Genomic DNA, 14,123 nt, shown 5'->3' with positions numbered 1-14,123 from the left:
GGCTGCGCCAGGCCCTGGACGCCGACGAGCAGGTGCTCGCGATCGCCGACGTCGACTGGGAGCACTACCACCCGGTCTTCACCTCCGGCCGCCCGACCGCCCTGTTCGAGGACGTCCCCGAGGTGCGCCGGCTCGCCGAGGCCGCCGACCGCCCCTCCGGGGATGGCGGGTTCATCGCCCGGCTGCGCGCCCTACCGGCCGCCGAGCAGGAGCGCCGGCTGCTGGACCTGGTCCGGGCCGAGGCGGCCACCACGCTCGGTCACGCCTCGCCCGACGTGCTGTCCGAGCAGCGGGCATTCCGCGACGTGGGCTTCGACTCGCTGACCGCCGTCGACCTGCGCAACCGGCTGGCCGCCGCGACCGGGCTCACACTGCCCAGCACCCTCGTGTTCGACCACCCGAACCCGCTCGCCCTGGTGCGCTTCCTACGGGAGAAGACCGTCGGCGCCGCCGCCGACGGCCCCGCCGCCACGACGGTGGGCGCCGCACCGGACGAGCCGATCGCGATCATCGGCATGAGCTGCCGCTACCCCGGCGGGATCGCCTCGCCCGAGGACCTGTGGCGGCTCGTCACCTCGGGCGGCGACGCCATCACCGAGTTCCCGGCGGACCGGGGCTGGGACACCGAGGGGCTGTACGACCCGGACCCGGACGCGCCCGGCCGCACGTACTCGGTGCGCGGCGGCTTCCTACAGGACGTCGCCGACTTCGACGCCGCGTTCTTCGGCATCTCCCCGCGTGAGGCCCTCGCCATGGACCCGCAGCAGCGCCTCCTCCTGGAGGCGGCCTGGGAGGCCATGGAGCGCGCCGGCCTCGACCCGTCCGCCCTGCGCGGCAGCCTCACCGGTACCTTCATCGGCGCCAGCTACCAGGACTACAGCCCCGGCGACTCCGCCCAGGACGGCGCCGAGGGGCACCTCGTCACCGGCACCATCCCGAGTGTCCTGTCCGGCCGGCTCTCCTACACCTTCGGCTTCGAGGGCCCGGCCGTCACGCTCGACACCGCGTGCTCGTCCTCGCTCGTCGCCCTGCACCTGGCCTGCCAGTCGCTGCGCAACGGGGAGAGCTCCCTCGCCCTCGCCGGCGGCGTCAGCGTGATGGCCACGCCCAACGCGTTCGTTGGCTTCAGCCGCCAGCGCGCGATGGCCGTCGACGGCCGCTGCAAGGCCTACGCCGAGGCCGCCGACGGCATGAGCCTCGCCGAGGGCGTCGGCCTCGTCCTGGTCGAGCGCCTCTCCGACGCCGAGCGGCTCGGCCACCCGGTGCTCGCCGTCCTGCGCGGCTCCGCCGTCAACCAGGACGGCGCCTCCAACGGCCTCACCGCGCCCAACGGGCCCGCGCAGCAGCGCGTGATCCGTGCCGCGCTCGCCAGCGCACGGCTCGCCCCGGGCGAGGTCGACGCGGTCGAGGGCCACGGCACCGGCACCAGGCTCGGCGACCCGATCGAGGCGCAGGCGCTGCTCGCGACCTACGGCCAGGACCGCGAACTGCCGCTGCTGCTCGGCTCGGTGAAGTCCAACATCGGCCACACCCAGATGGCCTCCGGCGTGGCCGGCGTCATCAAGACCGTGCTCGCGCTGCGCAGCGGTGTGCTCCCGGCCAGCCTGCACATCGACCGGCCGTCCACGCACGTCGACTGGACGGAGGGCGCCATCGAGCTCCTCGCCGAGGCGCGCGACTGGCCCGAGACCGGGCGTCCGCGCCGTGCCGCCGTCTCCTCCTTCGGGCTGAGCGGCACCAACGCGCACGTGATCCTCGAACAGGTACCGGCCACCGCTGTGGCGGCTGTGCCGACGGACGGTGACACCGTGCCCTTCGCCCTGTCCGCCCGTACCGACGAGGCCCTGCGCGCCCAGGCCGAGCGGCTGCTGACCGCGCTCGACGAGCAGCCCGAACTGCCGCTCGCCGACCTGGCGTTCTCCCTCGCCACCACCCGCAGCGCGTTCGACCGCCGCGCCGCCGTCACCACCGGGGACCGCGCCGAGCTGCGGCGCGCCCTCGCCGCCCTGCGCGACGGCCTGCCGGATGCGGCGCTCGTCACCGGCCGGGCGGCCGGCGGCGGCCTGGCGTTCCTGTTCACCGGCCAGGGCAGCCAGTACCCGGCCATGGGCAGGGAGCTGTACGACCGGTACCCGGTGTACGCGGAGGCGCTGGACGCCGTCCTCGCCCGCTTCGACCTCGGCTACGAACGGCCCGTCCGGGACGTCCTGTTCGCGGGGGAGGGTTCGGCGCAGGCTTCGCTGCTGGACGGCACGGGGTATGCGCAGCCGGCGCTGTTCGCGCTGGAGGTGGCGCTGTTCCGGCTGGTGGAGTCGTGGGGTCTGCGGCCCGATTTCGTGGTCGGGCACTCGGTCGGTGAGATCGCGGCGGCGCATGTGGCGGGGGTGTTCTCGCTGGAGGACGCCTGTGCGCTGGTGGCCGCTCGTGCCCGGCTGATGTCCGAACTGCCGGGTGGTGGAGCGATGGTGTCCGTCGAGGCGACGGAGGCGGAGGTGCTGGCGCTGCTGACGGACGGCGTCTCGATCGCCGCCGTCAACGGCCCGCGTGCCGTCGTCCTGGCGGGCGACGAGGGTGAAGTCCTTTGCATCGCCGAGCAGTTCGCGACCGACGGGCGGCGCACCAAGCGCCTGCGCGTCTCGCACGCCTTCCACTCCCCGCACATGGAGCCGATGCTCGACGCCTACACCCGCGTCGCCGCCGCGCTCACCTACGACGCCCCGGCGATCCCGCTGATCTCCACCGTCACCGGCGCGCCCGCCACCGCCGACGAGCTCGCCGCGCCCGGGTACTGGGCCCGGCAGGTGCGCGGCACCGTCCGCTTCGCCGACGCCGTCCAGACGCTCGCGGGCCACGGCGCCGCCGCCTTCCTCGAACTCGGCCCGGACGGGGTCCTCACCGCCGCCGCCCGCGACACCCTCGGCGACGGCGCCCGCCTCACCGGCGTGCCCGCGCTGCGCCGCGGCCGGCCCGGTGTCCCGGCCCTCACGGCCGCGCTCGCCCGGCTGGCCGTCGGCGGCCTGCGCCCGGACTGGGCGACCGTCTTCGCCGGCACCGGCGCCCGCCGCGCGGACCTGCCCACGTACCCGTTCCAGCGGGAGCGCTACTGGCCGGAGGGCCGGTCCGTCCCGTCGGTGGGATCCGACCCCGTGGACGCCGAGTTCTGGGCCGCCGTCGACCGCGGCGACCTCGGGGCGCTCGGCACCGGTCTTGACCTCGACCGCGACACCGTGACCGCCCTCTCCACCTGGCGCCGCGCCCGCCGCGAGCGCTCCGCCGTGGACGCCTGGCGCTACCGCGCCTCCTGGACGCCGCTCGACGGGCCGGGCGCTGCTGAGGCCCGGCCGTCCGGCCGCTGGCTGGTGCTCGCCTCGGACGACGCGCCGTGGGCGGACGGGCTCGTCGACGGGGTGACCCTCAGGGTCTCCGGCGACCGGGCCGCGCTCGCTTCACAGCTCCGTGACGTGACCGCGGAAGACGGCGGGTTCACCGGCGTCCTGTCCCTGCTCGCCTTCGGCGACGACCCGCTCGCCGCCACCGTCACCGCCGTCCAGGCCCTCGGCGACGCCGGCCTCACCGCCCCGCTGTGGTGCCTCACTCGCGGCGCCGCCGCCACCGGCCGCTCCGACCGGCCAGCCGACCCCTGGCAGGCCGCCGTCTGGGGCCTCGGCCGCTCCGCCGCCCTCGAACTGCCCACCCGCTGGGGTGGGCTGATCGACCTGCCGGAGCAGCTCGACGACACCGCGCTGCGCCGCCTGGCCGCCGCGCTCGCCCGCACCGACGGCGAGGACCAGCTCGCCGTCCGCGCCTCCGGCACCTTCGCCCGGCGCCTCGTGCGCCACCCGCTGGGTCACCCGCTGGGCGAGCGCCCGGCCGTCCGGCCGTACACGCCCGCCGGTACCGTGCTCATCACCGGCGGCACCGGCGGCCTCGGCGGGCAGCTCGCCCGTCGCCTCGCCGCCCAGGGCGCCGCGCACCTGTTGCTGCTCAGCCGTCGCGGCGCGGACGCCCCCGGCGCCGGGCAGTTGCGCGCGGACCTCGCCGCCCTCGGCGCCGACGTCACCCTGGCCGCCTGCGACGCCGCCGACCGGGACGCCCTCGCGGCCGTCCTCGCCGCCGTCCCCGCCGACCGGCCGCTCACCGCCGTCTTCCACACCGCCGGCGTCGTCGCCGACGGCACCCTCGACACCCTGACCGCCGAGCACTTCGCCGAAGTGTTCCGCCCCAAGGTCGACGCCGCGCACCACCTCGACGAGCTGACCCGCGACGCCGACCTCGCCGTCTTCGCCCTGTTCACCTCCACCGCCGGCACCATCGGAGCCGCCGGACAGGCCAACTACGCCGCCGCCAACGCCCATCTCGACGCCCTCGCCGAGCAGCGGCGCGCCGACGGCCGCCCGGCCACCGCGATCGCGTGGGGCCCGTGGGCCGGCGACGGCATGGCCGGGGCCGGCGTCGAACAGCGGGTGCGCCGCGGCGGCTACGGCCCGATGGCGCCCGAGCTCGCCCTGACCGCCCTCGGGCACGCCCTCGACCACGACGACACCGCGCTCACCGTCGCCGACATCGACTGGCGGCGTTTCGCCGCGATCTTCACCCCGCAGCGGCCCGTCCCGCTGATCGCCGCGCTGGCCGGGCCGGCCGACCGTGCGGCCACCGCCGCCCCGGAGTCCGGGCTGCGGCAGCGCCTCGCCGAGCTGTCCGAGCAGGCCAGGGAGCGGTTCGTCCTCGACTTCGTGCGCACGCGCGTCGCGGCCGTCCTCGGCCATGCGGGCGGCGAACGCGTCGGCGCCGACCAGCCCTTCACCGACCTCGGCATGGACTCCCTCACCACCGTCGAACTGCGCAACGCCCTGACCGTCGCCACCGGCCTGAGCCTGCCCGCCACCCTGGTCTACGACCACCCGACCCCGGCCGACCTGGCCGCCCACCTCCTCGCCGAACTCCTCGGCACCCTGCCCGAACCCGGCCGGGCCCCGGTCCTGCACGACGTCTCGGACGACCCCGTCGTGATCGTCGGGATGGCCTGCCGCTTCCCCGGCGGCATCGAGTCGCCGGAGGACCTCTGGCGGCTGCTCGGCGACGGCGCCGACGCCGTCCGCCCGTTCCCCGTCGACCGCGGCTGGGACCTCGACGCGCTCGGCCGCGGCGGCTCCGCCACCCTCCACGGCGGCTTCCTCGACGGGGTCGGCCGCTTCGACGCCCGCTTCTTCGGCATCTCCCCCCGCGAAGCCCTCGCCATGGACCCCCAGCAGCGCCTCCTCCTGGAGACCTCCTGGGAGGCCCTGGAGCGCTCCGGCATCGCCCCCGACCGCCTGCGCGGCAGCGACACCGGCGTCTTCGTCGGCACCAACGGCCAGGACTACCTGACCGTGCTGCGCCGCGGCACCGCAGACGTCCGCGGCCACGCCGCCACCGGCAACACCGCGAGCGTCCTGTCCGGCCGCCTCTCCTACACGCTCGGGCTGGAGGGCCCGGCCGTCACCGTCGACACCGCGTGCTCCTCCGCCCTCGTCTCGCTCCACCTGGCCGCCCGCGCGCTGCGCGCCGGGGAGTGCTCGCTGGCCCTGGCCGGCGGCGCCTCGGTGATGTCCAGCCCGGACGCCTTCGTCGAGTTCACCGCGCAGGGCGGCCTCGCCGCCGACGGCCGCTGCAAGTCCTTCGCCGACGCCGCCGACGGGACCGCGTGGTCCGAGGGCGCGGGCGTGCTCGTCCTGGAGCGGCTCTCCGACGCCCGCCGGCTCGGGCACCCGGTGCTCGCGGTCGTGCGCGGCAGCGCCGTCAACCAGGACGGCGCCTCGAACGGGCTGACGGCCCCCAGCGGACGGGCCCAGCAGCGGGTGATCGGCGCGGCCCTCGCCGACGCGGGCCTGACCGCCGCCGAGGTCGACGCCGTCGAGGCGCACGGCACCGGCACCGCCCTCGGCGACCCGATCGAGGCACACGCCCTGCTGGCCGCCTACGGGCGGGACCGCGAACTGCCGCTCCTGCTGGGCTCGGTGAAGTCCAACCTCGGCCACACCCAGGCCGCCGCCGGCGCCGCCGGCGTGATCAAGACGGTGCTCGCGATGCAGCACGGGGAACTGCCGAAGTCGCTGCACGTCGACGCGCCCTCCCGGCATGTCGACTGGACGGCCGGCGCCGTGGAGCTCCTGACGGAGGCCCGCGACTGGCCGGAGACCGGCCGCCCGCGCCGGGCCGGCGTCTCCGCCTTCGGCGTCAGCGGCACCAACGCGCATGTCCTGCTGGAGCAGGCGCCTGCGGCTGCGGACCCGGCCGGTCCGGTGCTGCCCGCAGACGCCGCGCCGTGGGTGCTCTCCGCCAAGTCGGAAGCCGCGCTGGACGCTTCGCTCGCGCGCCTCGCCGAGGTGGACGGGCCGTCCGCGCTGGACGTCGCCCACTCGCTGGCCGTCGGCCGGGCCTCGCTCGGACACCGGGCGGTGCTGCTGGACGGCGCCGAGGTCGCGCGCGGCGTCGCCGCCGAGCGCTCGACGGCCTTCCTGTTCTCCGGGCAGGGATCGCAACGGCTCGGCATGGGAAGGGAGTTGTACGCCCGCTTCGCGGTGTTCGCGGAGGCCTTCGACGGGGTCTGCGCACGGCTGGACCAGCAGCTGGACCGGCCGCTGCGGGACGTGGTGTGGGGCGACGACGCGAAACTGCTGAACCGGACGGAATACGCCCAGGCCGGGCTGTTCGCGGTCGAGGTGGCGTTGTTCCGGCTCGTCGAATCCCTGGGCGTGCGGCCTGAGTTCGTGGCCGGGCACTCGATCGGTGAGATCGCGGCCGCGCACGTGGCCGGGGTGTTCTCGCTGGAGGACGCGTGCACGCTGGTGGCTGCTCGCGGCCGGCTGATGCAGGCGCTCCCGGAGGGCGGCGCGATGCTCGCCGTGGAGGCATCGGAAGACGAAGTCCTGCCGCTGCTCGGCGAGTCCGTCTCGACCGCGGCGGTGAACGGTCCGACATCGGTGGTGGTGTCGGGCACTGCCGAGGGCGTCGCCGCGATCGAGGCGCACTTCGTCGACCGGCGGACCACGCGCCTGCGGGTCTCGCACGCCTTCCACTCGCCGCTGATGGAGCCGATGCTGGACGACTTCCGGGCCGTCCTCGACGGGCTCGCGTACCAGGCGCCTTCGATCCCGCTGGTCTCCAACCTGACCGGCGCCCTGGCCGAGGACGTCGAGTCGCCCGAGTACTGGGTGCGCCACGTCCGCGAGACCGTCCGCTTCGCCGACGGCGTCCGGGCGCTCGAAGAGGCGGGCGCCACCGCCTTCCTGGAGCTGGGCCCGGACGGCGTCCTCGCCGCGCTCGCCCAGCGGTCCGCCGGCGACCTCGACCGCGTGGTCGAAGCGACCTGCCGCCGCGACCGGCCCGAGGAACGGACCCTGGTCACCGCCCTCGCCCGCCTGCACGTCGCGGGCGTGCCGGTCGACTGGACCGCCCTCCTCGCCGGTACCGGCGCCCGCCACGCCGACCTGCCCACCTACCCGTTCCAGCGCGAGCTGTACTGGCCCGAGCGCGCGCCGGAGGCCTTCGCGGCTGGCGACCCGGCGGACGCCGCGTTCTGGTCCGCCGTCGAGCGCGCCGACACCGCCGCCCTCGGCACGACCCTGGGCCTGGACGACGACACGTCGCTCGGCGCGCTGCTCCCCGCCCTCTCGGCGTGGCGCCGCCGCCGGACCGAGCGGACGGACGCCGACCGGCTGCGCTACCGCGCCGTCTGGAAGCCGTACGCCGCCCCCACCGGCCCGGACGCCCTGCCGGGCACGTGGCTGGTCCTCGTCCCGGCCGACCGGGACGACGACGCCTGGACGTCCGCGGTGCTCGCCGCCCTCGGCGCGGACGTCGTGCGTGTGGCGGTCGGCGGGGACGGCGCCGCGGACCTGGCCCCGCTCGCCGGGCCGATCACCGGCGTGGTGTCCCTGCTCGCCGCCCCCGACGGCGTGCCCACCGGGCTCGCCCGGCCGGACGCCCTGCTCGCCGCCCTCGTCGAGGCCGGCGTCGAGGCCCCGCTCTGGTGCCTCACCCGGGGCGCCGTCGCCGTCGGCGACACCGAGGCCCCGCAGGACGCCGCGCAGGCGGCCGTCTGGGGCATCGGCCGGGTGGCCGCCCTCGAACACCCGCAGCGCTGGGGCGGGTTGATCGACCTCCCCGAAGCGCCCGACGCCCGCACATCGGCCCGCCTGCGCGCCCTGCTGACGGCCGGGGACGGTGAGGACCAGCTGGCGCTGCGCCCCGCCGGAGCCTTCGCCCGCCGCCTCGTGCGCGCCGCGACGCCCGACACCGCACGCCCGTGGACCCCGCGCGGCTCGGTCCTGGTGGTCGGCGACCCGACAGGCCACGCGACCCCCGCCGCCCGCTGGCTCGCCCGTGCGGGTGCTCAGCAGGTGACGCTGCTCGCCGCTGACGCCGACATCGACGGCGAGGCCGTCGATCGCCTGCGCGCCGAGCTCGCCGAGCACGGCACCGGGCTGACACTCGTCACCGGCACGCCCGGCGACGCGAAGGCCGTCGCCTCCGTCCTCGGGCTGCCCGACCTCTCCGCCGTCCTCTACACGGGCCGGGCCGGCGAGCCCGCCGACCACCTCGCCGGGCTGCTCGCCGACCTCAGGGCGCTCGACGAGGCGCTCGCGGACCGGGAGCTCGACGCCTACGTGCTCTTCGGGTCGATCACCGGCACCTGGGGCGTGAAGGGCCGGACCGACGAGGCCGCCGCCGGTGCCCTCCTCGACGCCGTCGCCCAGGGCCGCCGTGCCGCCGGGCGGGCCGCCACCGCCGTCTCGTGGGGCGCCTGGGCGGGCAGCACGCCCGATTCCCTGGCCGCGCACCTGCGGGCCAACGGGCTGCCGCCGATCGCGCCCGACCGCGCCCTGGCGGCGCTCGCCGCCGCCCCCGACGGTCCGGCCGTCGCCGTCGCCGACGTCGACTGGGAGCGTTTCGCGCCCGCCTTCGCCGAGGCCCGGCCGACGCGGCTCTTCGCCGACCTGCCCGAGGCCCGCGTCGCCGCGCGCCCCGAGGAGGAGACCGGGAGCCGCGCCGACGCGCTGCGCGCCGGTCTGCGCGAGCGGTCGGCGGCCGAACGCACCGAGGTGCTGCTGGCGATCGTCCGGACCGAGTCGGCCGCCGTGCTCGGTCACACCGACGCCGACGACGTACCGTCCGGGCACCCGTTCAAGGACCTCGGCTTCGACTCGCTGACCGCCGTCGACCTGCGCAACCGGCTCAACACCGCGACGGGCCTGCGCCTGCCCGCGACCCTCGTGTTCGACTACCCGAACCCGGCGGCCCTCGCCGTCCACCTCCGCGCCGAACTCTTCGACGAGGCGCGGGAAGTGGAGCGCTCGGCGGTCGCCGCCGACACCGACGACCCGATCGTGATCGTCGGCATGGGCTGCCGCTACCCGGGCGGCGTCCGGTCGCCCGAGGACCTGTGGCGGCTCCTGCGGGAGGGCACCGACGCGATCGGCCCCTTCCCGGCGGACCGAGGCTGGGACCTCGACCGGCTCGCCCACGGCGACTGTGACGGGCGCGGGCGCAGCGTCACCCAGCAGGGCGGGTTCCTGTACGACGCGGCCGAGTTCGACGCCGCCTTCTTCGGGGTCTCCCCGCGCGAGGCGATGGTCGTCGACCCGCAGCAGCGGCTCGTCCTGGAGACCGCGTGGGAGGCGCTGGAGCGCGCCGGGATCGACCCGGCGGGCCTGCGCGGCGGCGACACCGGCGTCTTCGTCGGCGGCGGCAGCGGCGACTACCGGCCGACCATCGGCCAGCTCGGGCACGTCGAGACCGCGCAGTCCGCGAGCCTGCTCTCCGGCCGGCTCTCCTACACCCTCGGGCTGGAGGGGCCCTCGGTCAGCGTGGACACCGCCTGCTCGTCCTCGCTGGTGGCGCTGCACCTGGCCGCCCAGGCCCTGCGGTCCGGCGAGTGCTCGCTGGCCCTGGCGGGCGGTGTGACGGTGATGTCGAGCCCGGTCGGTTTCGTGGAGTTCGGCGAGATGGGGGCGCTGTCCCGGGACGGGCGCTGCCGCACCTTCTCCGACGCCGCCGAGGGCACCGCGTGGTCCGAGGGCGTCGGCGTCCTGGTGGTCGAGCGGCTCTCCGACGCCGAGCGCCGCGGCCACCGCGTGCTGGCCGTCCTGCGCGGCTCCGCGATCAACCAGGACGGCGCGTCGAACGGCATCACCGCGCCCAACGGCCCGTCCCAGCAGCGCGTCATCCGGCGCGCCCTGGCCAACGCGGGCCTGGCGCCCGCTGAGGTCGACGCCGTCGAGGCGCACGGCACCGGCACCAGGCTCGGCGACCCGATCGAGGCGCAGGCGCTCCTCGCCACCTACGGCCAGGACCGCGAACGGCCCGTCCTGATCGGCGCGCTGAAGTCGAACCTGGGCCACACCCAGGCCGCCTCCGGCGTGGCCGGGGTCATCAAGATGGTGCTGGCCATGCGGCACGGCCTGCTGCCGCGCACGCTGCACGTCGGCACGCCGTCCTCGCACGTCGACTGGACGGCCGGCGCCGCCGAGCTCCTCACCGAGGAGACCGCGTGGCCGGCCACCGGCCACCCGCGACGGGCGGGCGTCTCCGCCTTCGGCGCGAGCGGCACCAACGCCCACGTCATCGTCGAGGCGCCGCCCGCGGCCGAGCCGGCCGAGGAGCACCCGGACGACCGGCCGCTGCCCGTCCCGCTCTCCGCCGCGACGCCCGCCGCGCTGCGCGAGCAGGCCCACCTGCTGCTCGGCCACCTCGCCGCGCACCCGGAGCTGACGGTCCGCGACCTCGGCCACTCGCTCGCCACCACCCGCACGCTGCTCGACCACCGGGCCGCCGTGCTCGCCGCCGACCGCGCCGAGCTGACGCAGGGCCTGCACGCCCTCGTCGACGGCCGGGCCGTCCCGCAGCTCCTCCAGGGCTCGCCCCTGGGTGGGAGGACCGCCTTCCTCTTCCCCGGCCAGGGCTCGCAGCGCCCCGGCGCCGGGCGGGAGCTGTACGCCTCCCACCCGGTGTTCGCCGACGCGCTGGACGCCGTCCTCGCGGGCTTCGAGGGGCGGCTGGCCGGGCCGCTGCGCCCGGTGATGTTCGCGGGGGAGGGTTCGGCGCAGGCTTCGCTGCTGGACGGCACGGGGTATGCGCAGCCGGCGCTGTTCGCGCTGGAGGTGGCGCTGTTCCGGCTGGTGGAGTCGTGGGGTCTGCGGCCCGATTTCGTGGTCGGGCACTCGGTCGGTGAGATCGCGGCGGCGCATGTGGCGGGGGTGTTCTCGCTGGAGGACGCCTGCGCGCTGGTGGCCGCTCGTGCCCGGCTGATGTCCGAACTGCCGGGTGGTGGAGCGATGGTGTCCGTCGAGGCGACGGAGGCGGAGGTGCTGGCGCTGCTGACGGACGGCGTCTCGATCGCCGCCGTCAACGGCCCGCGCGCCGTCGTCCTCTCCGGAGACGCGGACGCCGTCGAACGCATCGCCGCCGGATTCGCCGCCGACGGACGCAGGACTAGGCGTTTGCGGGTGAGCCATGCGTTTCACTCCGTACACATGGACGCCATGCTCGACGACTTCGAGCGGACCACCCGGGGCATCGCCCACGCCGCCCCGCGCATCCCGCTCGTGTCCAACCTGACCGGCGACGTCGTCACCGGCGACACCGGTGCGGAGTACGGGGCGCAGTACTGGGTGCGCCACGTCCGCGAGGCCGTCCGCTTCGCCGACGGCGTCGCCGCCCTCACCGCCCGCGGCGTGCGCCGCCACCTCGAACTCGGCCCGGACGGCGTGTTGTCCGCCCTCGTCCAGGCCAACACCGGGGAGGACGCCGACCCGGCCCGCCCGGTGGTCACCGCCACCGCGCTGCGCCACGGCCGCGACGAACGCACGACCCTGCTCGCCGCCGTCGCCCGGCTGCACACCGACGGGCTCGCGCCGGACTGGTCCGCCGTCTTCGCCGGCACCGGCGCCCGCCGGGTCGACCTGCCCACCTACCCGTTCCAGCGGCAGCGCTACTGGCCGGAGCAGTCGGTGACCCCGGTGGCCTCCCCGGACGGCGGGTTCTGGACGGCGCTGCGCACCGCGTCCTTCGACGCGCTCGCCGGCACCCTGGACGTCGACGGCGACGCCCTCGCCCAGGTGCTCCCGGCGCTGCGCGACTGGCACGACCGGCGCGAGGAGCAGGCCACGGTGGACGCCCGCCGCCGGCGGATCGGCTGGAAGCCGCTCGACCGGCCCTGCGCCGCGGCCCCGGCCGGCACCTGGCTCGCCGTCGTACCGGCCGGCCACGGTGACACGGCCTGGACGGACGCCGTCCTCGCCGCACTCGGCGCGGACGCCGTCCGGCTCACCGTCGAGGCTGACACCGACCGGGCCGGCCTCGCCAAGCAGCTCGCCGAACTCCCCTGCGCGGCCGAGGAGATCACCGGATCGGTGTCGCTCCTCGCACTCGACGAGTCCGCAGACGGCAGCGCCCCCGCCGGGCTCGCCCGCACCGCCGCCCTGGTGCAGGCCCTCGGCGACGCCCGGATCGGCGCACCCCTGTGGTGCCTCACCCGGGACGCCGTCGCGGCCGCCCCCGGCGACCGCGTCACCGGCCTGGCCCAGGCGGCCGTCTGGGGCCTCGGCCGGGTCGCGGCCCTCGAACTCCCGCAGCGCTGGGGAGGCCTGATCGACCTGCCCGCCAGCCTCGACCGGCGCACCGCCGCCCTGCTGGCCGCCGTCCTCGCCGACCCGGACGGGGAGGACCAGCTGGCCGTCCGGCCCACCGGGGTCCTCGGCCGGCGCCTGGCCGCCACGCCCGGCGGCTCGACGGCCGGTGGTGCTCCGGCCGGTGACCAGGCGCACTGGGACCCGACCGGCACCGTCCTGATCACCGGCGGCACCGGCGCGCTCGGCGGCGAGGTCGCCCGCGGCCTCGCCGCCGCCGGCGCGCGGCACCTCGTGCTGCTGAGCCGTCGAGGCCTGGACGCTCCCGGGGCAGCCGAGCTCCGCGAGGAACTCGCCGCCACCGGCACCGCCGTCACCGTCGCGGCCTGCGACGCGGCCGATCGGGAGGCGCTCGCCGCCGTCCTGGCCGCCGTGCCCGCCGAACACCCGTTGACCGCCGTCGTCCACGCCGCCGGCGTGCTCGACGACGGCGTCATCGACGGCCTCACCCCCGACCGCTTCGAGGACGTCTACCGCGCCAAGGCCACCTCGGCCCTCCTGCTCGACGAGCTGACCAGGGACCGCGACCTCGCCGTCTTCGCCCTGTTCTCCTCCGCCTCCGCGGCCGTCGGCAACCCCGGCCAGGGCAACTACGCGGCCGCCAACGCCGTCCTCGACGCCCTCGCCGAGCGCCGCCGCGCCGACGGACTCGCCGCCACGTCCCTCTCGTGGGGCGCCTGGGCCGGTGGCGGCATGGCCGCCGACGCCCGGGCCGGCGAGGCCGCCCGCCGCACCGGCATCCGGCCGCTCGACCCGGCCGTCGCGGTCGCTGCGCTGCGCCGCGCCGTCCTCGACACCGTGCCGACCACCCTGGTCGCCGACGTCGACCCGGAGCGCTTCGTCCGGGCCTTCACCGCCGTCCGCCCGAGCCGGCTGCTCGCCGAACTCCCCGGCTACGCCGACCCGCGGGGCCCCGGCGGCGACCCGGCCGACGGCCGCGAGCTGCGCGCCGAACTGGCCGCGCTCAGCCCGGCCCGCCGCTCCGCCGCCCTCCTCGGGCTGGTGCGCGGCCGCGCGGCCGAGGTGCTCGGGCTGCCCGGCATCGAGGCCGTCGGCCCCGAGAAGGCCTTCCGCGACCTCGGGTTCGACTCGCTCGGCGCGATCGAGCTGCGCAACCGGCTCGGCGCCGCCACCGGCCTCGACCTGTCCCCGACGCTGGTCTTCGACCACCCGAGCCCGACCGAGCTCGCCGAGCACCTGCTCGGCCGGCTGTTCGAGGGCGACGGCGGGGCCGGAACGGACGGCGTGGACCCCGAGCGCGCCCGCCTGCGGGCGCTCGTCGAGTCCGTCCCGCTGGACCGCCTGCGGCGCAGCGGCGTCCTGGACGCGCTGCTGAGGCTCGCCGACGGCGGGCCCGCCCAGGAGGCCGAGGACACCGACGCGATCGACGCGATGGACCTGGACGACCTGGTACAGGCCGCCCTGCGCAACGACCCCGACCACGCCCAGGACTGA

The 14,123-nt window shown here is 76.9% G+C and carries 1 protein-coding gene (running past one end of the window); it reads left to right on the top strand.

Annotated elements, in window-relative coordinates:
- On the top strand, positions 1 to 14,123 hold the 3' portion of the coding sequence (locus ACIO9K_RS07360; protein ID WP_400328047.1) for a type I polyketide synthase. 13,921 nt of this gene lie to the left of the window's left edge; 14,123 of the gene's 28,044 nt are visible here — the last part of the coding sequence; the start codon falls outside the window, past its left edge; it ends in the stop codon at positions 14,121 to 14,123.

It is taken from the genome of Kitasatospora sp. NPDC087271 (assembly GCF_044744605.1).
Taxonomy (GTDB): Bacteria; Actinomycetota; Actinomycetes; order Streptomycetales; family Streptomycetaceae; genus Kitasatospora.
The sequence above is the reverse complement of the archived record's forward strand: the minus strand, read 5'-3'. Positions and strand labels throughout refer to the sequence as shown.